General features: G+C 33.4%; 22 protein-coding genes and 5 pseudogenes. 17 read left to right on the top strand and 10 right to left on the bottom strand.

Features of this window, described 5'->3' with window-relative positions; translation table 11 throughout:
* The first annotated feature begins 35 nt into the window (after positions 1-35).
* Together COE49_RS25870 and COE49_RS28185 are read left to right on the top strand one after the other, a co-directional pair.
* Entirely contained in the window at positions 36-1,325 is a 1,290-nt protein-coding gene (locus COE49_RS25870) for a VTT domain-containing protein (RefSeq protein ID WP_088229834.1), read from the top strand.
* Between the two features lie 54 nt (positions 1,326-1,379).
* Positions 1,380-1,472, top strand: a pseudogene (locus tag COE49_RS28185) (XRE family transcriptional regulator); the annotation flags it as partial.
* A 247-nt stretch (positions 1,473-1,719) separates the two neighbouring features.
* Here the strand turns inward: COE49_RS28185 and COE49_RS25860 are convergent.
* Positions 1,720-2,223, bottom strand: coding sequence for a GNAT family N-acetyltransferase (locus COE49_RS25860; RefSeq protein WP_088229833.1), 504 nt, complete (start codon positions 2,221-2,223; stop codon positions 1,720-1,722).
* Between the two features lie 255 nt (positions 2,224-2,478).
* Between COE49_RS25860 and COE49_RS25855 the strand changes: the two genes are divergently transcribed.
* The 5 genes from COE49_RS25855 (at position 2,479) to COE49_RS25835 (ending at position 6,117) form a co-directional block, all read left to right on the top strand.
* Positions 2,479-2,877, top strand: a complete 399-nt coding sequence (locus tag COE49_RS25855; protein WP_088229832.1) for a DUF2871 family protein — start codon at positions 2,479-2,481, stop codon at positions 2,875-2,877.
* Positions 2,878-3,048: 171 nt separating this feature from the next.
* Entirely contained in the window at positions 3,049-4,440 is a 1,392-nt protein-coding gene (locus COE49_RS25850; protein ID WP_088229831.1) for an FAD-binding oxidoreductase, read from the top strand.
* 6 nt (positions 4,441-4,446) lie between these two features.
* Positions 4,447-4,794 (top strand): DUF4260 domain-containing protein, encoded by a 348-nt coding sequence (locus COE49_RS25845; RefSeq protein WP_088229830.1) that lies wholly within the window; start codon positions 4,447-4,449, stop codon positions 4,792-4,794.
* 34 nt (positions 4,795-4,828) lie between these two features.
* A complete protein-coding gene (locus tag COE49_RS25840) occupies positions 4,829-5,356 on the top strand; it encodes a GrpB family protein (RefSeq protein WP_088229829.1) in 528 nt (175 codons plus the stop codon).
* A gap of 140 nt (positions 5,357-5,496) precedes the next feature.
* Positions 5,497-6,117, top strand: coding sequence for an FMN-binding negative transcriptional regulator (locus tag COE49_RS25835; protein WP_098357610.1), 621 nt, complete (start codon positions 5,497-5,499; stop codon positions 6,115-6,117).
* A gap of 78 nt (positions 6,118-6,195) precedes the next feature.
* Here the strand turns inward: COE49_RS25835 and COE49_RS25830 are convergent, their stop codons facing one another.
* From COE49_RS25830 to COE49_RS25810, 5 genes are all read right to left on the bottom strand, one after another.
* Entirely contained in the window at positions 6,196-6,333 is a 138-nt protein-coding gene (locus COE49_RS25830) for a Phr family secreted Rap phosphatase inhibitor (RefSeq protein ID WP_088229827.1), read from the bottom strand.
* Entirely contained in the window at positions 6,333-7,427 is a 1,095-nt protein-coding gene (locus tag COE49_RS25825; protein WP_088229826.1) for a response regulator aspartate phosphatase, read from the bottom strand. Before COE49_RS25825 ends, COE49_RS25830 begins: the two co-directional genes overlap by 1 nt.
* A gap of 279 nt (positions 7,428-7,706) precedes the next feature.
* Positions 7,707-9,173, bottom strand: coding sequence for a protein adenylyltransferase SelO (locus COE49_RS25820; protein ID WP_088229825.1), 1,467 nt, complete (start codon positions 9,171-9,173; stop codon positions 7,707-7,709).
* A gap of 175 nt (positions 9,174-9,348) precedes the next feature.
* Positions 9,349-10,347 (bottom strand): NADP-dependent oxidoreductase, encoded by a 999-nt coding sequence (locus COE49_RS25815; RefSeq protein WP_088229824.1) that lies wholly within the window; start codon positions 10,345-10,347, stop codon positions 9,349-9,351.
* 18 nt (positions 10,348-10,365) lie between these two features.
* Complete coding sequence (locus COE49_RS25810) at positions 10,366-10,710, bottom strand: ArsR/SmtB family transcription factor (RefSeq protein ID WP_088229823.1); 345 nt, start codon at positions 10,708-10,710, stop codon at positions 10,366-10,368.
* A 523-nt stretch (positions 10,711-11,233) separates the two neighbouring features.
* Here COE49_RS25810 and COE49_RS25805 point away from each other — a divergent pair.
* From COE49_RS25805 to COE49_RS25785, 5 genes and pseudogenes are all read left to right on the top strand, one after another.
* Positions 11,234-12,853: an FAD-dependent oxidoreductase gene (locus COE49_RS25805; protein ID WP_249278313.1), complete on the top strand. Its 1,620-nt coding sequence runs from the start codon at positions 11,234-11,236 to the stop codon at positions 12,851-12,853.
* Positions 12,854-13,098: 245 nt separating this feature from the next.
* Positions 13,099-13,805: pseudogene (locus tag COE49_RS25800) on the top strand (hypothetical protein); the annotation flags it as partial.
* A pseudogene (locus COE49_RS28540) lies at positions 13,806-14,195 on the top strand (WXG100 family type VII secretion target); the annotation flags it as partial.
* A gap of 16 nt (positions 14,196-14,211) precedes the next feature.
* Positions 14,212-14,862, top strand: a complete 651-nt coding sequence (locus tag COE49_RS25790; protein WP_098252712.1) for a hypothetical protein — start codon at positions 14,212-14,214, stop codon at positions 14,860-14,862.
* 31 nt (positions 14,863-14,893) lie between these two features.
* Positions 14,894-15,157: a DUF4176 domain-containing protein gene (locus COE49_RS25785; RefSeq protein WP_088229820.1), complete on the top strand. Its 264-nt coding sequence runs from the start codon at positions 14,894-14,896 to the stop codon at positions 15,155-15,157.
* A 365-nt stretch (positions 15,158-15,522) separates the two neighbouring features.
* On the opposite strand, the pseudogene COE49_RS25780 reads toward COE49_RS25785, so the two are convergent.
* A pseudogene (locus tag COE49_RS25780) lies at positions 15,523-15,870 on the bottom strand (DUF3916 domain-containing protein); the annotation flags it as partial.
* On the bottom strand, positions 15,863-16,714 hold the full coding sequence (locus COE49_RS25775; RefSeq protein WP_088229818.1) for a LysR family transcriptional regulator: 852 nt from the start codon (positions 16,712-16,714) through the stop codon (positions 15,863-15,865). The pseudogene COE49_RS25780 and the gene COE49_RS25775, both read right to left, overlap by 8 nt.
* Positions 16,715-16,822: 108 nt before the next feature.
* Between COE49_RS25775 and COE49_RS25770 the strand changes: the two genes are divergently transcribed.
* Positions 16,823-18,031, top strand: coding sequence for an MFS transporter (locus tag COE49_RS25770; RefSeq protein ID WP_098946149.1), 1,209 nt, complete (start codon positions 16,823-16,825; stop codon positions 18,029-18,031).
* Positions 18,032-18,140: 109 nt separating this feature from the next.
* On the opposite strand, the pseudogene COE49_RS25765 reads toward COE49_RS25770, so the two are convergent.
* Positions 18,141-18,371: pseudogene (locus COE49_RS25765) on the bottom strand (hypothetical protein).
* A gap of 258 nt (positions 18,372-18,629) precedes the next feature.
* Between COE49_RS25765 and COE49_RS25760 the strand changes: the two are divergent.
* The 4 genes from COE49_RS25760 to COE49_RS25745 all read left to right on the top strand — a co-directional run bounded on the left by COE49_RS25760 (position 18,630) and on the right by COE49_RS25745 (position 23,446).
* Positions 18,630-19,760, top strand: a complete 1,131-nt coding sequence (locus tag COE49_RS25760) for a serine hydrolase domain-containing protein (RefSeq protein ID WP_088229816.1) — start codon at positions 18,630-18,632, stop codon at positions 19,758-19,760.
* Positions 19,761-20,043: 283 nt separating this feature from the next.
* Positions 20,044-21,201 carry an agmatine deiminase family protein gene (locus COE49_RS25755; RefSeq protein WP_098252715.1) on the top strand — a complete coding sequence of 386 codons (1,158 nt, stop codon included), beginning with the start codon at positions 20,044-20,046 and terminating at the stop codon, positions 21,199-21,201.
* Between the two features lie 315 nt (positions 21,202-21,516).
* Positions 21,517-22,584 carry an agmatine deiminase family protein gene (locus tag COE49_RS25750; RefSeq protein WP_432264454.1) on the top strand — a complete coding sequence of 356 codons (1,068 nt, stop codon included), beginning with the start codon at positions 21,517-21,519 and terminating at the stop codon, positions 22,582-22,584.
* 40 nt (positions 22,585-22,624) lie between these two features.
* Positions 22,625-23,446, top strand: a complete 822-nt coding sequence (locus COE49_RS25745; RefSeq protein ID WP_098946148.1) for a MerR family transcriptional regulator — start codon at positions 22,625-22,627, stop codon at positions 23,444-23,446.
* A gap of 132 nt (positions 23,447-23,578) precedes the next feature.
* Here the strand turns inward: COE49_RS25745 and pepF are convergent, their stop codons facing one another.
* On the bottom strand, positions 23,579-25,366 hold the full coding sequence (gene pepF, locus COE49_RS25740; protein ID WP_098841002.1) for an oligoendopeptidase F: 1,788 nt from the start codon (positions 25,364-25,366) through the stop codon (positions 23,579-23,581).
* Positions 25,367-25,393 lie beyond the last annotated feature (27 nt).

Below are 25,393 nucleotides of genomic sequence, written 5' to 3'. Positions count from 1 at the left end.
AAAAACAAAAAAAGAATGAGGCTCGGAGGAACGACATGGAACATTTAATTTCATTATTTGAGCAACACAGCTATAGTATTTTATTCATTGTTATTTTGATTGAACTGCTTGCGATTCCGATTTCGGCTGAATTTTTTATGAGTTTTGCCGGATATTTTGTGTTTCAAGGAAAAATGGATTACACCTTGGCTATTCTAACAGCTATTGCTGCTGGAGGAGTCGGAATTACAGTTACATACTGGATTGGCAGGTTAGGAGGCTATAAACTGATTGAAAAGTATGGCCGGTATATTCATCTTGGACCAAAGAACTACGAAAAAGTAGCCGCCTGGATGGAACGATCAGGAAGTAAATTGTTGGTAGTTGCTTATTTCATTACTGGGGTTCGGCACTTCACAGGATACGTATCTGGTATTTCAAGAATGCCTTATCGAACCTTTTTTATTCCAGCATATATAGGGGCAAGCTTATGGGCAATTAGCTTTATTACGCTAGGGAAAATATTAGGACCACGCTGGCACGATTTTCATAAATTGGCCGGACAATATCTTATCTACATTGTTTTTGTACTCGCTATCGTTATAGGGGGGTTAATAGTTTATAAATTTTACAAAAAACAAATCAAAAACTTTTTCGTACGACTGCTTAATTGGCTCATTTCCTATTTTCGAACAATCAGAGCAACAGAAGTGTTTCTTATCAGTCTTACACTGGTCTTATTAGGAATAATAACCTTAATGTTGGGAATGGCACTGGATTATTTATATAATGAGTTTACTCAGTTTAACGAGGTTACTACTTATATTGTTCATTCTGTACTTCAAACAGGATGGACAAGTAGTATCAAAGGATTTCTATCGTTGCAGTCACCTATCGCATTTAGTGTTCTCATTATTATTACGATTTTAGCCATTTGGAGAAAAGGAAGGGATAGATGGCTTGAAGGTCTCTTACTTATCGTTTCCATACTTGGAGCACATATATACCATAATGCAGTCTTACACACACTGTCTTATTTTCGTTTTATTGGAAAAGATGCGGCAACACGTTCTTCTGCTTTTCCAGATGAAAAAGCAACAATTACCATTATTGTGTTTGGCACCTGCTTATTTCTAATGGTACGTCACCTGAAGAATAAGTATATACAATTAGGTCTCCCTCTTCTGGGTATCGTGCTTTTGCTAGGTATAGCAATTGCAAACATTGCGTTTTCTCATATACTTCCAAGCGATATCGTAGGTGGATATGTATATGGAGGGATGTGGATCTTCTTGAATTTCTTGCTATTTGAGATGTTTCGCCTTATCGTAAATAAGCAAATTTAATATTCAGTGCACACAGGCATATGACAGACAATGAATGTAGAAAGAAGAGGGAATTATGAAGAACTTGATGGACGTCAACAAGGGTGTTTTACTAAGCAAGTTTCATTGTACGTGAAAATGCTGCAAAACAACAAAGATATACGATGATTTGAATAACCATCTTTTTTCATCTCAATCAATTTTCACTTTACTTCTTCTGGGTAATGTACTCTTTCTTTCAAATGAAAAACACCTCCGTTGAATTTGCATACTTATTATGCGAATTCAGGAGGTGTTTTTTTCATGTACCGCTATTCGGGTTCACTTCAGTACTGCATGAAAGGGTGTTTTAATTTTATTATTTTATTGATTTTCTTAAGTGGATGGCTATGGCCGTGAATGGCGCCCTTTTTTATTATGCGTTATACCCAAATAACTTTAGTTCTTCTCCTGAGTCTGAAATTATTTTTTCGAATCGCAATCCTACTTTTTCTAAAAGCTTACCTGAAGTAACATTATCTGTAGAAGTAATTGCTACAATACGTTTCATTCCTAGCTTCTGTACACCGTATTCGATTACCGCAGAAGCTGACTCGTAGCCATATCCTTTTGAACGGAATTTTTCTAAAAAGGCAAAGCCGATATCGACATCTTCTAATGAATCTCTTTTAATAAGACCGCACATACCAAGTGGAGTGAAATCGTCTTTTCGTTCTACTAAGTAAAGACCAAAGCCCATTTTATTATACATATCGACGGGTCCGTTTAAGATGTATTTTTTTGCGTCTTCTAAGTTTCTAACTCCTTTATCACCAATAAACTGAATCCATGCAGGGTCGTTTACTAATTCGAGAATAAACGGAGCATCTTGTATATCGAACCAACGAAGATTGAGACGTTCAGTTTCTAAAACTATCAATCTATTGCACCACCTTTAAAAGTTATAACAATTAGTATGGATTGAGAAATACAAAAGTGCAACATATTTTAATTATGCACTACTTGTTCACACAAAGTTCGTTTGTTTTATATAAAGGGATATTTTATAATTAGGATTAATTGTAAAGAGTGAGATGCTTATACAATGACTCCTAGGTGACTAGGAGTTTTTACTATATAACTATCATTATTACTAAATATGACACACTACACATTCTACTTAAGGAGGTACATAATGAAGAAATTATATAATGCATCGTTTACTTATTTGATTATTGGTTTATTGTCAGGAATTTTTGCTAGAGAGTATAGTAAGTTTAAAGGGATTCTAGGATCTACACTATTAAATCTTTTGCATACGCATACGTTAGTACTTGGCTTCTTCTTCTTTTTAATTGCTTTAGGATTAGCAAAAGTATTCGCATTTCATGAAGTGAAAGGATTTAATAACTGGTTTATTTTACATAATATCGCATTAACTTTAATGTTAGGTTCGTTAGCTGCGAGAGGGCTTCTTCAACTAAATGGAGCGGACTTTAAAGGGTTAACTTATATTGTAGGTTTCTCTCATTCGTTGATGGCAGTTACTTTAATTTGGTTTATGTTGTTAATAAAGAAGTCGTTTAAAATATAGTTTTCTAGAAAAGAACTTGCAATATGTATTGCAAGTTTTTTTTGTTTATTCGACAGCAAGAAATGATTTTCATATATGTAAAACTTGAATTATTTAATTTTTCGGATTATTATGTATAAAACACTTAACATATTTTGTAATTCTAATTTATAGAAAGTAGGAGAGTGTACGATGGAAATAACAGTAGAGCGTTTAGTGAATGAATTAAAGAGTGTACTTCCCGAAGATCGAGTAGTTGTGAATACGACAGTAAGAGAGTTACATAGTAAAGATGAATCTTACCATGCTAGTAGTTTACCTGATGTAGTTGTTTTTCCGAAAACGACAGAAGAGGTTAGTAAAATAATGAAAGTAGCGAGTGAGCATAAAAAACCTGTCGTTCCTTTTGGGGTAGGGTCCAGTTTAGAAGGACATGTTATTCCATATGAAAAAGGAATTACAATGGACTTTTCACTTATGAATAAAATACTCGAGATAAGAGAGAAAGATTTTCTAGTGAGAGTACAGCCAGGAGTGACTCGCTCTCAGCTTAATAAAGAATTGAAAAAGTATGGATTATTTTTTAGTGTAGATCCTGGAGCCGATGCGACGTTAGGGGGAATGGCTGCTACAAATGCAAGCGGAACGACGGCGGTAAAGTATGGTGTAATGCGTGATCAAGTTCGAGATTTAGAAGTCGTTCTCGCTGATGGAGGAGTAATACATACAGGGAATTTAGCGGCGAAGTCATCATCAGGTTATCATTTGAATGGTATTTTCGTAGGATCAGAAGGTACGCTTGGATGCTTTACAGAGTTAACTTTAAAAGTATACGGCATACCAGAACATATTATGGCAGCGAGAGCGTCGTTTCCAACTGTAAATGATGCAGTAGAGGCGGTTATACATATTTTGCAAGCGGGTATTCCAATTGCGAGAATTGAACTTGTAGATGAATTATCTATGAAACAAGTAAATCATTACAATGAAACAAGTTACAGAGAAGAGCCTACATTATTTTTAGAGTTTCACGGTAATGAAGCAGGGTTAAAGCAAGATATTGAATTTACGAAAGAAATTGTTTTTGATCATAAATGTAGAGAGGTTGCTTTTGAAACTGAAACTGCGGCGAGGAATAAATTATGGGATGCCAGACATAACTTAGCTTATTCTTATGTGCATAGTTACCCAGGTAAAAAGCTAATGAGTACGGATGTATGTGTGCCGATTTCGGAATTAGCTGGCGCGATCCATCATGCAAAAGAGACTTTAGATAAAGTTGGTCTTGTTGGTGGTATTCTTGGTCATGTAGGAGACGGGAATTTTCACGTGCTCTTAATGGTTGATCCGAACGATAAAGATGAAGTGAAAAAAGCTGACGAAATAAACGAAAGTATCGTACTGTATGCTCTTAAACGAGGTGGAACGTGTACTGGAGAACATGGAGTTGGAATCGGAAAACGAAAGTATCAAGAAGAAGAACATGGGGCGGCATTATTCGTAATGGAGAAAATAAAGAAAGCTCTTGATCCGCAAAATATTTTGAATCCGAATAAAATTTTCAAGCTAACAGATAAGGAATGATGAAGTTTGGAGAAACGAATTATACACTTTGAAGGATTGATTGTCTTATTAGTTGCGATTTATATATATTCATTATGTGGATTCAGTTGGTTATTATTTATCGTATTACTTTTTGCACCTGATTTAGCGATGGTAGCATACACGATAAATAATCGTGTCGGTGCGCAAATTTATAATCTATTTCACACATATATTATATCAATAATACTTGTTTTAATAGGGGTCTATTTAAAGATGGATACGATTTTAATGGTGGGCCTAATATGGACAGCACATATTGGAATGGATCGAATGTTTGGGTATGGGTTGAAATATGAGACGGATTTTAAAGATACTCACATTCAGAGGTTATAAATTATTTTAGGTATGTGTTGAGGAGAGGGCTACATTGAAACAGAGAATTACTATTGAAAAATATAACGTCAAATGGGAAAGTGAATTTTGTAAATTACAAACTCTGATTAACAATGTGGTGGCAGGCAGCATTTTGTCCATTGAACATGTTGGGAGTACATCTGTTAAAGGACTTGCATCAAAACCAATATTAGACATTGATATAGTAATAGAGGATTACGAAAATTTTCCTGAAGTAGTAAAAAAGCTTGAAACGGTAGGGTACTATCATCAAGCAGAATGGAGCTACGAAGGGAGAGAGGCGTTTGGAAGAAAGGATGCTTTCGTTCCGTGGAGCGAGGAAAATGTAGTTTGGATGGAACAGCATCTATATGTGTGTGATAAAAATAGTGAAGAGCTGAGGAGACATGTAGCGTTTCGGGATTATCTTCGTGCACATGACGATATTGCTGTTGAATATGGCCGTTTAAAGGAAAAGTTAGCAAGAGAGTCGAAAAATCGAGCTAGTTATAGCGAAGGTAAAACGGCATTTATTACAAATATATTGGGGGAAATAAACTAAGGTCGCATTAAGTACATGCGACCTATTCTTTTTAAATTGAACGCTGTCACTATAAAATAATGACAAACTGGCCCTTTTGATTGATGCGATTACTAAATATAATAGGGAATAAAAAGAAAAGATCGGAAAAGAGGAAGCTTATGTACATACCAAAATATTTCGCAATACAAGATGAAGAGATGAAGTACGAAATAATTGAACAAAATAGCTTTGCTACGTTATTTTCTCAACATAATGGAGAACCATATGCAACGCATTTACCGTTGTTATTAAATAGGGAGACTCTTACTTTACATGGCCATTTCGCACGTCCGAATGAACAGTGGAAAGATAGTGGGAATCAACAAGTACTAGCTATATTCCAAGGGCCACACAGTTACATCTCTCCGTCATGGTATGAAACAAATAACGCAGTACCAACATGGAATTATGTTGCAGTACATGTATACGGTGAATTAGAAATTGTTGAAGATGAACAGGAATTAATAGATTCTCTTCAAGATTTAGTACATACATATGAAGATCCACAGAGCACCTACTCACTTGATGATGTAGATCCGAATTATATGGCGGGATTAAGTAAGGGGATAGTTGGTTTTAAAATTAAGATTAGTAAAATAGAAGGAAAAGCGAAGTTAAGTCAAAATCATTCTGTGGAGAGACGGAAATTAGTTGTGGAGAAACTTGAGAAAGTTGGTAGTGAGGGGAGTAAGGGCATTGCGAGGATGATGAAAGAGTGGTTCAATAATGATGAGGATTAACGATTATATATAGGATAAGTGTTCGTTACATTTAATTTATATAAATAAAAAAGTCGTGCTAATAGTAGCACGACTTTTTTATGCTTGTTTAAACTCGTATGCTGGAGACCATGTGTCACCTTTGTTTAATGTTGTATCTTTTAAATTGTGACTGAATCCAAAACTTAAAACTAATGTCAATGCTACTGCTGATAGTGTTAAACCAATTTTTTTCATTATTTTAACGCCCCTTTAGCTAATGATTTTTTTCGTGCTTGATTGCTTAAATTAAAATATTTACTTGCTTTGAAATGATTTTCTTCTGCATAAAATATATTCGCTAGTCGTTCTGTATACTCTTCAATGCACTCCCATAACTCTTCTGTTTCAAAATAAGAAATTCCTGCTAAAACTACTTTTTCTAGTTCAATTGTATTTGATTCTTTACAAAGCTCATCTAAGATTTTAAATCGATATTGATATTCTTTAATTTCTAATTTGTTACAGATAGATAAACCTTTTTCAATTAACTGAGCTGCCGATTTTTTCTCACCTAATTTCAAGTATTCGTCTGCTTGTAAATAAAGGGCTTTAAAGTGATTTGGCATATTTTCAGTTACTTCTGATAGATGGCGAATTGCTAAAGAAGAAAGGTTTTGATTTGCGTACAGTAGGCCAATATTATTTCTTGTACGTAAAAGTAAAGATTGTTCGCCTTTCTTTTTAAGAATATCGATAGCAGAGTTAAAACTTTCTTCAGCTTGTTCAAATTGTCTTAAATCTAGACAAGATAGTCCAAAAACATTATCACATGCAGCTAAGTTAACTTCATACCCAGTGTGTTTAGAAAATAATTTTTTTGCTTGCTGTATGTAGTTAATAGCTAGTAATGGTTTGTATATTTGGTAATAAAAAGAGGCGATACGATAATTGAACTCAGCAGATTCTAATTCTTCAGGTACATATTTTAAAAGTTTTTCTGCTTGCTCAAAGTGATTTTTAGCTTCATTATAATCTGCAAGAATTGTGTTATGAATGGCTTTAAAGAAGTGATAATAATAAGTTAGAAAATTATTTTCTGGTATTTGGAAAGAGTCAATTGTATTAAAAGCATCTTTAGTGATATCTAAACCATCCGTTAAAACGTTATATCTAAAATTAAAAAGTGAATAATAAAACAGTAAATTATTGTCTTTTTCAGAACTAGAGATTTTATCCTCAATATCATTTTTTAGTTTCGTTGCTTGGACTGTTTGATGTTGTAATATTGCTCTATACCAATCGTTAAATAGTTTTGTAACTTGTTCATTACCTTGTAGTTGAACGTTCATGAAATCCCCTCACTTTTTGAATATTCTTATAAATCATGTTATCAAAAATAACAATATTTAGAAATGGGGTTTTATATTTCTCAATATTTGTTTAGTAGATTTACTATTAAACAAATTGTAATAAAAATAGCTTTGATATTTAGATTTAGCGTAAAGAAGGGGGATATAGTAAGGATAACTAAAAGATGTTTCAGTCCACTTTATTGAAAGTGAAGTAAAGTGTAAAAAAAGGTGCGTTCACACAATTTGTATGAACACACCTTTTTACATATTAAACAATCAAGTCCCACAAAAAGTACGATAAGGACGATTCGTCGGCACAGGTGGAACGCAGTATGATTCTTGGTCTGTAGAATACGCATAAGGGTTTGATAAAGCTTCAAGAAGCTTCTCCATTACGCTATAGTCGCCACCTGTAACAGCTGCTTCTAGTGCTTCTTCTACACGGTGGTTCCTTGGGATGATTGATGGATTATTATTTTTCATCATCTCATAGGCATTCACTTTCGATTCGTCTTGTTTTTCTAATCGAGATTGCCATAGTCCGTACCATTCTTTAAATGCTGGACTTTCGAATAGAGGGGTATTTTCTAATGTATCGAGTGTTAATGAACGGAATGTATTTGTGTAATCCGCTTTATATTTCTCCATTATTGTTAAAAGTTTCTCAATAAGTGATTTGTCTTGTTCGTCTTCGCCAAATAGTCCTAATTTCTTTTTCATTCCAAGCAACCAATTATTTTCATACTGTACGCTGAATTTTGAAATTTCGTCTTGGGCGATTTTTAGTGCTTCTTCTTCATCTTCGTGCAGAATTGGTATTAAAGATTCAGCTAGTCGCGCGAGATCCCATGCGGCCATATATGGTTGATTTCCATATGCGTAGCGACCTTGTGTATCGATAGAGCTAAATACGGTTCCTTGATCGTAATTGTCCATAAATGCACAAGGGCCGTAATCAATCGTTTCTCCACTAATCGTTATATTGTCAGTGTTCATTACGCCGTGGATAAATCCAACAAGTTGCCATTTTGCGATGAGACTTGCTTGTCTTTCAATGACTGCTTCTAGTAAAGCAGTATATCGGTTTTCATGAGCTTCAATTTCTGGGTAATGTCTTTTTATCGTATAGTCAGCTAGTGATTTCAGGTCCTCGATTGAACCGCGAGCCGCAGCATATTGAAATGTACCGACGCGAATATGGCTACTAGCTACTCTAGTTAAAATTGCTCCAGGTAACTTTGTTTCACGGTATGTAGGTTCTCCAGTTGTGACAACTGCTAAACTGCGGGTAGTTGGAATATCAAGTGCATACATTGCTTCACTTATAATATATTCACGTAGCATCGGACCGAGTGCAGCACGACCATCTCCTCGGCGTGAATAGGGAGTGGGACCGGAACCTTTCAGTTGAATATCAAAACGTTCACCTGAAGGAGTAATTTGTTCTCCTATTAAAAGGGCACGCCCATCGCCTAACATATTAAAATGTCCGAATTGATGCCCAGCATATGCTTGAGCTAATGGATGAGCACCTTCTGGGATTGTGTTACCAGCGAAAATCGCAATTTCGGCTTCCTTCTTCAGTTCTTCAGGGTTAAAGCCAAGAGATATCGCTAGTGAATGATTTAATTTAACTAGCTCCGGCGAACTTACGGGAGTAGGGGGGATTTCTGTATAAAATGATTGTGGTAAAGTCGTATAACTATTATCTAAATTCCAACCTGCTTCATTATTTTTAGTCATTGTATCTCCTCCTTTTGTATTTTTTACTATGTATTTGTACGTATGTATTCTTTGTTAAGTTAACTAAAAGTATAATATATTATTTCCCCTTGCAATCTATTGTAAGGACTTCAGTGTATTGTGTCTATTTTACAGTAAATATAAAAGCTCCATTTTTCAAAATGGAGCTTTTATATTATTTAATTTTTACAATTATTTTTCCCTTTGCTCTTCCAGACTCTGAATATTCCATTGCTTTTTGAGCGTCTTCAAAAGGGAAAATTCGGTCAATTATAGGTTTGATTTTTCCGGCTTCAATATAATTTGCAATAATACGTAATTGATCCCCGCTTGGCTTCATAAATAAAAACGAATATTGCGCATTATGTTTTTTTTCAAGTGCAGTAAGTTTTTTACTTGCTAATGAAAATAAGAGTGTTTTAAAGAATCCAGAACCAAATTCTTTGCCGAATCGTGCATTCGGCATGCCTGAAACGGAAACAATGTTCCCTCCGTTTTTTATAATATTGAATGATTTTTCAAGTGTTGCACCGCCGATTGTATCAAATACTGCATCATAATCTTTTAGTACTTCTTCAAATTGTTCTGTTTTATAATTAATCATTTCATCTGCACCAAGAGACTTTACTAAATCCGCACCAGCTTCACTAGCAGTCGTTGTAACGGTAGCACCCATTATTTTTGCTAATTGAATAGCGAAAGTACCAACACCACCAGATCCAGCGTGAATTAAAATCTTTTGTCCTTGCTGTAAGTGCATGATGTCATGTAATGCTTGATAGGATGTTAATCCAACGAGTGGAATCGAAGCTGCTTCCTCAAAACTTAAATTTTTTGGTTTTAAGGCTATATCATCTTCATGAATAGCTATATATTCCGCAAAAGTACCGATTTTATTTTTTCTTGGACGGGCATATATTGCATCACCAACTTTAAAACGAGTCACTTTTGCGCCAACCTTCACGATGACACCGGAAAAGTCATTCCCAAGGATTAGGGGCATTTCATATTTAAGCAACATCTTTACTTTTCCATCGCGTATTTTAAAATCAATTGGGTTAATACTAGCTGCATGAATTTCCGCAAGCACCTCATACTCATTTATTTCAGGAGTAGGCACCTCTGTCATACGCATTGGGGCTTTCCCATACTTATCAATTATCATTGCCTTCATTTCTTATGCCTCCAAATTTCAATAAAAGTTTTGCAATAGTTTCTCAATATCTAATACAAGATTTTTTAATAAACTTAATTTTGTACGTATATCAATATAATAAAAGTTTTTTGTGCCTTCTTTTCGCATTAAAATAATACCGGCTTCTCGTAAAATCCTAAGGTGATGTGATACAGCAGGTCGAGAAAGGTGTGTTTGTTTCGTAATTTCGCCTACACGTAATCCGGTTTGACATTCCGTTTCCATTAGAACTAACAAAATAGCTTGACGTGTTTCATCACCGATTGCCAATAATACTTTTTGAGAATCAATAAAATCTTTTTTTATAACATTTAATTGTTCTTGTTTATTCATTTCAATCACTTTGCCTCCTGGTAATTAGTCGAAAGGTTTAAAATGATGAACCATTACATCGATACGGTAATGCTACATGATTGTTGTATGAGCTGCAATATTGAGAAAGAAAATCGAGACGAATGAAATTTTTAGTGTTGAAAATTATAGGGGAATAGAAAAGGATTATATACCAGAATGGATGAGGTTTTAAAAAAAGAAAATGATTTAATAATAAGTTGTATCAGATGAGAATGGTTAAGCTATTGAGCAAAAAATAAGTGGTCGTAACCCTGTATAATTTTTAGGGTTACGACCACTTATAATGTTTTCGTTATTTTGGTGTCTACTAAAGTGAGTTCTTTAGTTTTACTTTTTCATACACGCATAATTCACGCGGATTATAGATGTATGAAAAAGTAAAATTAAAAGTAATTTTGGGCGTAATCTATCTATATGATAATTTAAAATGAAATATAAGTCTATATCTTTGTTGTTTTTTTGATTATATTTATATCACTGAGCTCAGAACAATGATGTGGAGGGTAAATATATGAAATCGAATGATGTACCAGTTTTAATTGTTGGAGGGGGATTATCAGGATTAGCATCTGCGTTATTTCTTGCAAAACATAATATTGAGTACTTACTTATTGAAAGGCATCCGTCTACTGCAATCCATCCGAAAGCAGGCGGGCTTACTTTACGCACGATGGAGTTATTTCGAGAGTTAGGTTTAGAAGATAGAATTAAATTAGCAGGAAAAGCATTAGAGAATTGCCGAGGAAGAATAGCGGTTCATACAATAGCTGAGATGAATAAGGAAGAATTGGCAAAATTGAGGACCTCTCAGTATGGAAATGATGAAAAGTTACTTCAAAAAGTAGAAGAGATTAGTCCATCAAAACAAACTGCTTGTTATCAAATTATTTTAGAAGAGATGATGTTGCAAGAAGCACAGAAATTAGGCGGAAAGCTATCTTTTTATTATGAATTAATTTCTTTTGAGCAAAATGAGCACGGAGTAATAGCAACGATTCGAGATCGGGAAACAGAAAAAGAAAGTGTTATACATTGTGACTATGTAATTGCAGCGGATGGGGCAAAAAGTAAAATACGTGAGCAGCTAGGGATTGCGACCGAGGGACGGGGTACAATCGGTGGCTATTATATGAATATTTATTTTGAAGCGGATTTAAGTGAATGTATACAAGGGGACGCATTCGGTTTTTCTATGGTACTTCATCCGGAGGTTCTTGGTGCGCTCATTCCAGTTGATAACGTAAAAAGGTGGATTTATCATGTAGCTTACGATCCATTGAAAGGAGAACGACCAGAGGATTTTACGATGGAACGTTGTAAACAAATTATTCAAACCGCAATTGGAAGTATAAATGTTGAGTCAGAAATATTAAGTGTTTTACCGTGGGAAGCGGCTGAAAGCACTGCTACAAAATTTCAAGATAATCGTATTTTTTTAGTTGGCGATTCTGCACATATTATGCCGCCAACAGGAGGATTTGGTTCAAATACAGGAGTACAAGATGCACATAACTTAGCTTGGAAATTAGCGGCTGTTATAAAAAGGCAAGCAAATCCAAAATTGTTAGAAACGTACCATGAAGAGAGATATCCAGTTGCAAAATTAACGACGGATTATGCGAGTAGTTTGCTGTTCCGTGCTGCCAATAGAGAGGAAGGCAGTTTGAATAATATGGACGGTTTAGCTGTTACTGTTGGGTATCAATATTGTTCAGAGGCAATTATAGATGACTTATCCATTCCACATAGAATGGATATAATAGCGTTGAACGGAAGACCTGGTACGCGAGCACCACATTTTTTTGGAATGTATGAAGGGAAGAAAGCTTCTATACTAGACTTATTCGGTAACAATTTTGTATTACTTACTGGAGTAGAAGATAATTCTTGGGCTGAGGCTGCACATGATGTTTCATCTAAATTAGGAATAAATATAAAAGTGTATCGAATTGGTTTAAGTGGAGACTTTATTGCTCAAGAAAATGTTTTTCGTGAACGATATGGGATAGGTCATGAAGGAGCTGTACTAATTAGACCAGATGGATTTATAGGATGGCGTTCGGAAAAAGTGATAGTAAATCCATATGTAGTGCTTGAAGAGGTAATGGGTAATTTATTATGTGATTTTTAAGTAACTACGGAAGTATGGTCTTATATAGGACGATACTTCTATTTTTTTAGCTTACAAAATAAAAATTATGTAGTGAAGAGACATTATTATTATAAAAATATATTTAAATTAATTCTCTTTCTTTTTGTTTTTATTAGAATGTTTTTAGTTTTTAGTTTTAAGTGTTGGCAATTACTAGATTGAATCATTTTTTTATTGTATTATATTTCTTAGGGATTATATATTACGCTAGAGAGTGGGACTATTTGACTATTGAACCTCTTATTTTATCAAATAAAGAAGTATATGTATTAACTGGTATGTTTGACCGTGAAACTATGATTGGAATTGAGAACCCCTTTGAAAATTGGTCAGATGAAGAAATAGACAAAGAATTAGATGTAATGTACGAGAATTGAAAAAACGAAGAGCTACTCATAATAAAAGAAGATGAAACATTATGTAACAAACAACTTTTAGAATATTTCCGCATTTATTTAACTACAGGATTTGTTATTGAAGTACAGATAGGTAAAAACAGCGCTTTAGAAAAAAATTTCTATTTTAGTAAAAAAAGGTTATACAAAATGTAATAACAGATGCTAACGGTGAAAAACAATGTACATTTAAAGAATGCGGGACACCGGAGGTAGCTTGGCAATTTATATATCAAGCATTACAGCCTAAAAATTCTTTCTCTCGTCTAAATTATACATTTAAAATCCCTTCTTCTGCATATAAAGAAAACATTTTAAATCAATCAAACAAGCAATTAGTAGATTACTTGAAACTTTACTTAGATGATGAAGCTTCCTTAGAGTTAGCAAACATTATACATAATCGTGAAGAGTTAAATACTGTTCAAGTTCATTATTATATAAAGGACTCATGGTCTACAGACTGTATTCAGTTTTTATATAGTCAGAACCAATATTGGCTAATCCAAAAAGTTTTAGATAATGAGCAAACACAAATTTTATCACCAAAAGAAATTTTAAAGGATTCATTGAAATTAAAAACAAATGCTTTAGGCTATGCAGCTATAGGGTGGGATGTAATTAATGATACAAAGGAAAATATTGAAAATAAAGCTTCAAAAACTAAAATAGCTGGTGATATTATTGGTGATGCAGCAATTGGGATTGGCTCTACTGCTGTAAGTGCCTTTGCGGGAGCCCAAGTAGGTGCAGCTGTTGGAACTGTTTTTGGAGCTTGTTTTGGCTTTGGTGTTTCTATAGGAGCTAGTATATTAACAGATGGAATTAAGTTTAACAAAGGTGATTGGAATCATGATGGTAAACAGGATTCGATAAAAGATAGAGTTAAATCTGGAATCGGAGCAACTTTAGATAAAATTTTTTAGTTTTTGGGAGATTAATATGGAAAAATACCACGGAAAAAGTACAGAACAAATTATTCGGAAATTGATGCCTTACAGTGTTAGATCGAGTGTCATTATGGTGTGGGTAGTTATTAATTTTATGATTTTAACCCCATTTTTATTCCCTCCAACCTTTACCATATACTTATATATAATCTTACCTGTTCTATTGACTGCTAATATATGGGGGGGATGGGTATTTTTTTGTAAACCAAATGAGCCAAGGTTGGTACACATTTTATATAATGGATTTATGGGAATAACTTTTTCTTTTGGAAGCTTTATAGTGATTCAAAAGATTGCATATACTTTTATTAAAATTGAAACACCTCTGTTTTTTATTGTTACTTTTGTGCTTTACATTTTTACAATTTATAAATTGATTTCTATTGGAATGAAAAGTTTTTTAAAGCGATTAAACAATGAAGAAAATGGAAATATAAAAATTTCTCCAATTGTTTATTTTTCAGGATTGGGATATATTATTGGACAGATATGTGTAGGTTCATTATCACAAAATGCTTTAGCGACGGTCTTAATTTTGGTCTTTTCTTTATTGGCTGTTGTGTCTAGTATATATGGTATATATATGTGTGTATATATTGATTTAAAGAAGCGGAAAACCAAGCTAGGTTCCTTAAATTCTTAGCAAAAAACAATTAACAAGGAGGGGCCATACAATGAATTCGCAACTTTTTCCTATAGGCTCTATTGTAATTTTAAAAGAAGGTACAAAGAAACTCATGATTTTCGGGCGGAAACAACAAGTAGAAACGGATGAGATAAGAAAATTCGATTATATGGGATGTCCCTATCCAGAAGGCTATATGAATCCAGATTTCACTTATTTATTTAACCATGATGATATTCAAGAAGTTGTTTCAACTGGATATGAAGATCAAGAAGAACATACTTTCCAAGAAAATGTATTGTCTAAAGTATAATGCATGTTTTCAAAGTTAAGTATAGTTTCAAATATACTTTAAAATAAGTTCCAAGTAAGGATATACGAAACTAAGAATTTGTAATTAAGTAAAACGTAGATATACGTAAATATCAAGTGAAAGTTACTATAAAGAATTTGAACAGAATGTATCCTACATTAATGAGCAGTAAAAACTTCCACTAATAATCAGTAGGAGATGGATAATTCATCCTGATTAAAGCTTCACTTTATTGAAAAAATAATATTCACAAATTTTAATAGGTTTGGTATGATTAAAATCAACAAGTTAATAGAGGCCGGAGATATTTGAGAAAAGCCATAAATTTATTTAGGGATACAGAAGTGTCCTCTAAATAATTTATGGTTTTTTCTATTGAAAAAAGTATGAAAGTAGTCATTATTTTTAAATATGATAATTTGTGAGTTCCATAAATCTGCGATAGAAATCATAACAACAACTCGATATGTATTTGTATCGATTGGTTTCATTTTCAATAATCTATTTGCTTGATTTAATAAAGTTTGAATGCACAATCGCTTTACTTTTCTAGGTGTTTTACGAGAATCGATAAAAGCTTGTGAAACAGGTAACGGTATATACCAATATTCATCATTATGGAAAGTAGAAGGAAACGTTTTTGTATGTTCTTCAATTCGTTTTATCATAGTGTTTGTTCTTCGTTTCATACCACGTATTTTCTTCTCACGCATTGTGGATCATCTCCATAAATTTTTGTAATGCAGCAGAGTGAAAAATATCTTTTCTAGTAATAAAGGTAGTAGGAACTTTTTTGAAGCTGTTTGGTAAAGGGTTGAATGATACGTCATGTTTATGACCGTTTAAGATAGACTTCATCATAATTGCTATGCCCATACCTGATTTTACACATGCAAGTATCGCTTCAATTGTCCCAAACTCTAAAACTCGTTTAGGTGAAACTCCTTCTTCTTGAAGCCAGTCTTCCAATAATCTTCTATAATAGCACCCGTGACTAAAGGCAAGTAAATTCATGCAGTCTATTTCTTTAAAGGAGGATAAAGGATTTTTACTGATGAGAACTAATTCTTCTTCACGAAATATATTTGTGTGAAGTTCAGCGTGCTGAGTAATGCCAGCGATAAATGCCCCGTCCAGTTTTCGTTCTAATACAAGGTGAGTTAGTTGTTCCGTTGTATTTGTTTCTAAAATCAATTCGACTTGTGGGTATTTCTCATAGTAGGTCGCTAATATGGAAGGAAGCCGAACAGCGGTTGTAGATTCTGTACATCCGATTTTTAAAGTTCCTTTTGGCTCGGTTCCGTTACTTTGAACCGCTTTAATAGATTGATCCATTAAGTGGATGATTTGTTTTGCGTATGTTAATAAAATCTCACCATTAGAAGTCAACGTAACTCCTTTTCCATTTCGATAAAATAACGGAACACCTAATTCGTTTTCTAATTGCTTTATACGCATTGTTATGCCAGATTGTACATAGTTCAAATTTTTAGCTGCGTGAGATATATTTCCTTCTTTCGCAACTTCGTAAAAAACAGTTAAATCTTTTACGTCCACGTGTCATCCCCCCGAAAAAGGTATCAATTTTTTTGATGGATTATATGGTTAATCTTTATTTTATATGATATTAAAACTTTCATACAATGAAAGGGGGGAGAGATTTTGATGTTAATGGAAGAGAGTGTAAATAGTACGTATAAGTGGATGGTGTTAATTTTTGCGACGATTGCTCAAGCGACAGCAACACTTATAACGTATGGTGTCGGAGCTTTCGCTTTATTTTGGAAAGAAGAATATGTGCTTACGAATATGGAGAGTGGATTGTTAATAAGTGTTGTAAATATTGGTCCGTTATTTTGTATGCTTTTTGTCGGGCGGTTACTGGATCAATATAATGAAAAAATGTTAATTAGCATAAGTTCTTTTTTACTAGGTGGTTCGCTTTTATTGACTAATATAGTAAATGGATTTATCGGACTACTATTCGTACTTTTATTAGTTGGAACATTTTATAGTGTGTCCCAGCCAGGAGGAAGTAAAGTGATAATAAATTGGTTTCCAAAAGAAAATCGTGGATTAGCGATGGGGATAAGGCAAGCTGGGATACCGATTGGTGGTGCGTTAGCGGGAGTATTGATTCCGTTTTTTACGATAAAATACAATGTGACGTATACGATAAATATTATAGGAAGTATCTGTATAATAGGTGGTCTTTTATTTTATATATTTTATCAGGATCCACCATGTGTTCGAGAGGAAGAGAGACAAGAACGCAGTAATATCTCTTTTTGGATGCATCTAAAAGCAGTGATATGTAAAAAAGGGTTGTATTCAATTTATATAACGGGTATTTGCATGATTTCATTGCAAATGGTGTTAGTTGGACATTTTATAAAATATTTAGTTATAGAACAATCAATTACACCTATTTTAGCTGGGAAAGTATTTTCCGTTATGTTCTTTTCTGGAATGATTGGTAGGGTTATATTAGCAGCTATTAGTGATTTGTTCTATAAGGGAAATCGGCGCATTCCTTTATTTATAACTGTTTGCACTTCTATCTGCTTCATTCTCATGTTAGTAATGAGCATACATGTAAGAACGAATGTATTGTATGGTGTAAGTGCATTGTTAGGGTTCTTTTCAATTGGATGGTTCAGTCTTTTTATAGCCGAAGTTGCAGAATCAGCAAGTGAAGAATCCGTAGGGATGACAGTGAGTTTTGCACTTACATTAAATCAAATTGCTATTATTGTTGCGCCTGTTTTATTTGGCTATATTGTAGATGAAAAAGGGTATACGTATGCGTGGCTATGTATAGTTGTATTACTAAGTATTTCAGCGGCCAGCTTATATTGGAAGAATAAAAAATAAAGGAATGTTAGCAATGTAAATTTTTTATGAAGAAAGTCTAAAGAAATGCCATATGAGCGACATTTCTTTTTGAATATGCTGTATAATCAAAAAGAAATGAGATTCGTTTTCAATGACGTTCATTTCCTCTTTTGAAATTACCTGTAACTTTAGCCATAATGAGTTGTTTTTCTTTATCGTTATTTGCATGATGTATTTTGTTTAAAAATTTTTCAGCATCATGTCCTTTTAATAATTTGATCTGTTTTCCGTAATATTCAATTTAAACTATGTTTTTTTTTGTTATCCGATAATGAAACATCCTATCATCTAAACGATTGCGTTTATCAGTATTTTTCATATTACATCTCCATTCTTATAGATATGTAACAAATGTTACATTAGAAATTGAAATTATAGTTGGATGCATCCGATTGTATGGTGTAAATTTTGTAAGAAAGAAATACAATAGAGAGTAGTCAAAAATTGAATATGAAAAAGAGGGATCTAGTTTTAGTAGAGTGAATGTTAGATAATATTATAAAATATTTAAAAATTAAAAGATATAGAATAGAATGGATGCGCGTTAAGTGAAACTAGATAAAAGAGGGTTCCTATTATGTTAAAGAAATGGTTAATCGTTTCCTTTATTTTTGCTGTTTTTTGTGGAAGTGTCGTTGCACTCATACATGCAAATAAAGGTAAGAAATATGATATAAAGTCATTTTCTAATTTAAATGATAAGCGTAAGGACGATATGCAAGAAGTTAGCGTAGCTGAAAAAAAGCGTTATGAAATTGCAGCTGAAAAACTAGATCAATATTTAAAAGATAAAGGATTCAATGGAAGTGTTCTTGTAGCAAGTAAAGATCATGTGATTTTACGAAAAGGTTACGGTTATGCGAATGTGAAGGATAAAGTATTAACGACGCCAAGAACGAAATATCGCATTGGTTCTATTACGAAAACGGTAGTTGCTATATCTATTATGCAACTAAGAGAAAAAGGAAAATTAAATATTGAAGACAATGTAAATAAGTATATTCCATCGTTTCCAGCCGATAAAAATATTACATTACGAAATTTGTTAACACATACGTCTGGTTTGCCGGATCAGGGACAAGGTAGTGTTGACGCAGCTTCACGTTTAAAGTTAGTCACATGGATTGGTGCGCAATCGTTACAATTTCCTGCAGGGACAGGATGGAAATATACAGATTATAATTATATGGTGCTTGCGTATATTGTAGAAAAGATTTCGAATAAACCGCTCGCTGAATATGTGAAAGAAAATATTTTTACGCCTGTTGGAATGCATGAATCTGGAATGGGGGCAACTCTCCCTGAAGATATTTTCTTAGCAGAAGGTTATACGAAAAAGGATAATGAGTTAATAGATGCACCTCGTTTAAAAATGAACTGGCTGTATGGTTGTGGTGAAATGTATACGACTGTTGAAGATATGAAAAGGTTAGATGAAGCTATTATGGACGGTAAACTACTTTCTAAACAAAGCTTAACGGATATGTTTTCTGCATCACCTGCAAGAAAATATGGATTTAGTTTTTATGTTTACCCAGATTATTATCATAACCACGGTGTGTTAGCTGGCTGGAACACATTTAATAATTTTAATTGGGATAAACGAACGTTTGTAATATTATTCTCTAACGTACAAAATGGTATGAATGATGCATTTAATCAAGAGTTTAGAAAAATGGCGAATGATTTAATAGAAGGAAAACAATGATGGGAAAATCGGTATTGATATGTAATTATCAATACCGATTTTTTATTTAGTAAGGTTCTACTTAGTGAACAAACAGCTAGGAGGTAGTTAATAATAGAATAAATTTATGGGGGAAGTTAAATGATATTAATGTTAAATAGAGGAAAGATGCTATATGAAGTTCATTGATTTGTACGGAATTTATGATGAAGAGTAATTGGTAAATTTTATATTTATGAAAAAACTTGAGCTTCACACTATGTGAAGCTTTACATTATTGGAGAGAAGAACAGGAGGTTGAAAAATGAAAAAAATAGTAAAGCTTTGTTTCATAAGTGCATTATCTACAGCGATTATTAGTGGATGTTCTTTTGAGGGGAATCATGAAAATGTAAAAGGGAAAGAGGATGAGAAGGTAGAGGTACAGAAAAACGCTGGGAAATATACGATGCCGGATGAAAAAGGTAAACATGAAGGTACATGGTTGCAATGGCCACATGAATACACATATGGACAAGAATATAAACAAGAAGTCGAACCAATTTGGGTTAAGATGGCAAGTGCTTTAACAGAGGGTGAAAAAGTCCACATTGTTGCATATAATCAGGAAGAAAAAGAGAGAATCAATAAGCTTTTAACAGATGAAGGGCTAAATATGGATAAGATTGATTTCTTTATAGCGCCTACGGATGATGTATGGGCAAGAGATAGTGGACCGATTTTTGTTTATGATAATAATAAAAATTTAAAAGTATTAGATCCAGCATTTAATGGTTGGGGAAAGAAAACACCTTATAAAAATGATGCTCGTATACGTGAGAATGTTAGTGAACAATTAGGGATTGAAAGAATTGATTGGGGAGAATTTGTTCTTGAAGGTGGCGCAATTGAATTAGACAGTAATGGAACAGCTTTATTAACTCGAAGTGCAGTAACGAATAAAAATAGAAACCCTGATTTATCAGAAAAGGAAATTGAAGAATATATAAGTGACCTTGGGGTAACAAACTTTATTTGGTTAGATGGAGTGCCTAATTTAGATATTACGGATTTTCATATTGATGGATTTGCTAAATTCCATGATAAATCTACCATTGTAACGATGAAAGAAGATGACCTAGCTGAATGGGGTTTATCAAATAAAGATATGGATACATTGTTAGATGCGAAAAATGCTTCAGGAAAGAAGTATAAGTATGAATACTTACCGCTTAGTAAAGCAAACGTTGCTTTAGAAAACGGGAAAACTCTCGATTATAAGGGATCATACATCAATTATTATATTGGGAATAAAGTGGTATTGGTGCCTAATTATAATGATCCGAATGACAAAATCGCAAACGATACGATTCAGAAGTTATACCCGGATCGTAAAGTAGTCGGTATTGATGTGAGAGAGCTTTATAAAAATGGCGGCATGATTCATTGTGTGACGCAACAACAACCCGTTAGTTTGAAGTAGTAAATGGAAGTGTAGTTATCGGCAGGGATGTCCCATAGTCGAACTTTTGGCTAGGTGGCATTCTTTTTTATTTGTATAAAAAGGAGTAACGGTGTTGAAAGAAATCATTTTAATTAGCTTCATAATGATTGGATTTATGATTCTAGTATTTAATTGTATGCTTTAATAATTTTAAAGATTAAATAGGATTCATTACAATCATCAAATATTTATATTTTGAATCCTTGTCAAGATTCAATTTACGGCTTAATGACGGCTTTAAATTTTTTATATAAATATATAATGTTTTCCCATGCTATAATCCATTCAAGAAATGTGCACGTTTTAAAAATTGTAATGAAAAGTATTGAGGAAGAGCGGGCGTTTTTAAATCGGCTACTCAATTATTATAAAAAAAGCGAGGTAAAATATATGGAACAAAAGGGAATTATTTTTACTGCGATACCAGATGAATCAAATGAATATTATGAACCGTTTTATGAAGAACTTATTTATTTTAATGAAAATTTAAATGGGAAAAAGGGGGTTACAGACCAGCTTATTTCTTTATCAGTTGAAGAACAAGAATTCCATACGAGCTTTTTTGAGTATGATGATATTTGGTTAAGAGATGTTGCGCCAGTTGTAACGAATCATCTTATTAAATTTAAATATCGACCAAATTATTTGCCAGAGGATCAAGGACGATATTTAGATCAACAATTTAATAAATGGTTGAACAAGAACGACTTTGAGTATGTGAAATCACCATTAATATTGGACGGTGGTAATCTTATTTGGAATAAAAAAGATACTGTTATTTTAACAGAACGCATATTTGATGATAACGATGATTGGACAGAAGAGGAAATTATTGAGCAATTAGAGTGGGATTTAGATGTGAGCCGGGTTATTATTATTCCTGCTGAAGAAGGAGATGTACTTGCGCACGCAGACGGAATGGTTAAATTTATTGATGAACATACAATGTTTATTAGTGATTTTCTAGGGGATCATGAATTCAGATATCATGTTCAAGAGATTATTCAAGAGCAAATGCCAGAAGCTGAATTTATAGTTGTTCCTTCGTCATACACAGAGAAAGGGCAATATGATCAAGAAATAGCATCGGCAAAAGGCTTATATATAAATATGTTGGAAACATGTGACGCAATTTATGTTCCTAAGTTTGGATTAGCTAAAGATGGGGAAGTATTACGATATATTCAACAGTATACGGAGAAACAAGTTATTCAAATTCATGTAGGAGAAATATCGACTATGGGAGGCGCAATAAATTGTTTAACATGGTATTGTCCGAGTCATTTGTTACCTTCAAAAATGAAAAGATTAAACAATCAGAATGAAGGTTCTTCAATTAGAAAGTTTTTTGATTGGTTTTAAGAAATAAGCTTATAAGAAAATGTAGCCAAGGGGTATTTATATGTATACAATTACTGAATTTTCGCGGATTTGTAAAATGAGTACACGGATGTTAAGACATTATGATAAAGAGGAAATATTGAAACCAGCATATGTAAATCCAGTGAATGGATATAGATATTATGAGCAAGGACAGCTAGCGATAGCGTTGAAAATTAAAAAGCTCAGGGAGTACAAGTTTCCTTTGCCGAAAATTAAAGCCATTCTGCAGTCATCAGATCAAGATTCCTTTATTCAACATATGCAAGAGCAAATTGTAGAGTTGTCCCACGAGGTGAAACAAAATTTACAGGTTATTTCTGAAATGAATGAAATGGTCAATATGAGTACGGCTTTAAATATTGCTCGCCATAGAAATTACGACATATTAATTGGAATGAGAAATGGAATAACAGTAATTGCTCAACGATTACAAATAGATATAGATGAGATGGATGATTATTTTTATGACTTATATGAAAAAGTACAACAAAATAACTTACAAATAGTCGGTTCTCCTTCTAGCGTTTTTTATGATGAAGAGTATATGGCGAGTCACAGTGATATTGAATTAAGAATACCGATTATGGATGGAGACTATAAAGACGTAATACAAGAGTGCGAAATAAAAAAGTTAAATCAGCATCAATTCGTTACTACTATACATTATGGTAGCTATGACTATATAGGTTATGCATATATGGCATTAGAAGAGTGGGTCGAAAGGAATGGCTATATAATGAAAAGTCCTCCATATGAAGTCTATATAAAGGGACCTGAATGTGATTGTTTAGTAGAGGAGTATGTAACACAAATATGTTTTTTAGTTTCGAAAATAGAATGAGAATATTGTTGGTATATATATTAATGAATTGTATGCGTATGGTGGCATGATTCACTGTGTGACGCAGCAACATATAGGATAAAGTGATTTCAATAAAAAAGCACGCAGATTATATATTCTGCATGCTTTTTTCTACAATGCTGAAAATTCTTCAACAAGTTCACTAAAACGATTTAATGCACTTTCAATCGGTTCTGGTGTAGTTAAATCGACGCCAGCTTTTTTCAGTAGATTTAGTGGATAATCTGAACTCCCGCCTTTAAGGAATTCGATATAGTTTTTCTGTGCATTTGGATCATCGCTTAACAATTTATCGGCGATTTGAATGGCAGAGGCAAATCCGGTTGCGTATTTGTACACGTAAAATGGACGATAGAAATGAGGAATTCTAGACCATCCGTATTTTACTTCTTCATCAAATACAAGTGAATCACCATTATATTCTCTAAATAGATTTTCATAGATTTCACTGAAGATTTGTTCGTTTAATGGTTTACCTTGCTCAGCCATTTCATGTGTAATTTTTTCAAATTCTGCAAACATAATTTGTGTAAAGAAAGTACCTTTAAAGCTATCGATAAAGTAGTTAATTAAATGATTACGCACGTTCGTTTCTTTCGCTTCTTTTAATAAATAATGGATTAATAACACTTCATTTACTGTAGAAGCGACTTCTGCAACAAAGATGGAATAGTGTGCAGAAATTCTTGGTTGGTATCCGTGCGAATAATGCGTATGCATACCGTGACCACACTCGTGAGTAAGAGTGAACAGGCTATTTAAATCATCGTGATGATTTAAAAGAATGAAAGGATGAACGCCATATACACCAAAGTTATAAGCACCAGAACGTTTTCCAGGCGTTTCTCTCACATCTATATATCGTTTATCTTTAAAGCTTTTTAATGTTTCAATATATTCTTCTCCTAAAGGAGCAAGTGATGCAATCATAATATCAAATGCTTCGTCATATGGAATTTCTTGTTTCACACCCGTTACTAAATCGACGCTTAAGTCGTATTGTCTTAGTTCGTCTACATTTAATTTTTCTTTTCGAAGTTCATTATATGTGTGTAAAGATTGAATGTTTTTCTTCGTGGTATCAATTAAATTGTCATATACTTCTTTCGGAACCATATCACCGAATAATGATTTCTCTAAAGCAGATGGATACTTTCTTAGCTTTGAAACAGTAACGTTATTTTTAATTGCAGCAGATAAAGTAGAAGCGATGGAGTTCTTTAATTGAACATACGGTTTGTAATACGCTTTATACGCTTCTTTTCGCTTATCGCGATTCTCATCTTCTATTAATTTTGCATACATTCCGCGTGTTAAGTTTACTTTCTCACCATTATCAGTCGTCACTTCACCAAAAATAATATCTGCATTATTTAACATACCAAATGTGTGCTGCGGAGAAGAAAGTGCTTCACCCATTTGTGATAAAATTTCTTCCTGATCCTTATTTAATACGTGTTTTTTATAGCGGTACAATTCAAATAAATCTTCTTTGTAATATTGCAAGCCTTCTGTTTCTTCTATGTAAGTATGTAATGTGTTTTCATCGATGCTAAGTAAGAATGGAGAGAAGAATGATTTAGCTGCACTGACTTTCACATGTAATTGTGATACTTTATCAACGAGTGATTGGGAGTTCGTATCACGTGTATCTAGGTCAGATTGTAATCGTGCGTAAGCAAACATTAAAGATAATATGCTAGATACTTCTTCACTCTTCGTTAAATAAGATAGTAAACGATTGCCGTCGTGAATGTTGCCGTTAAATTCTTTTAGTTCGTTTGTTAATAAATCTATTTTTTTATAATCATTTTCCCAATCTTCAAGTGTGTCGTATATATCAGTTAAGTTCCATTTTTCACTATCAGGTACGTTTAATCGATCTGTAAGTTCTATCATAATCATTCCCTTTCTACATATGTAGTT

The organism is Bacillus sp. AFS029637, assembly GCF_002584985.1.
Lineage (GTDB): Bacteria > Bacillota > Bacilli > Bacillales > Bacillaceae_G > Bacillus_A.
This window is presented reverse-complemented; position numbering and strand designations above follow the sequence as displayed.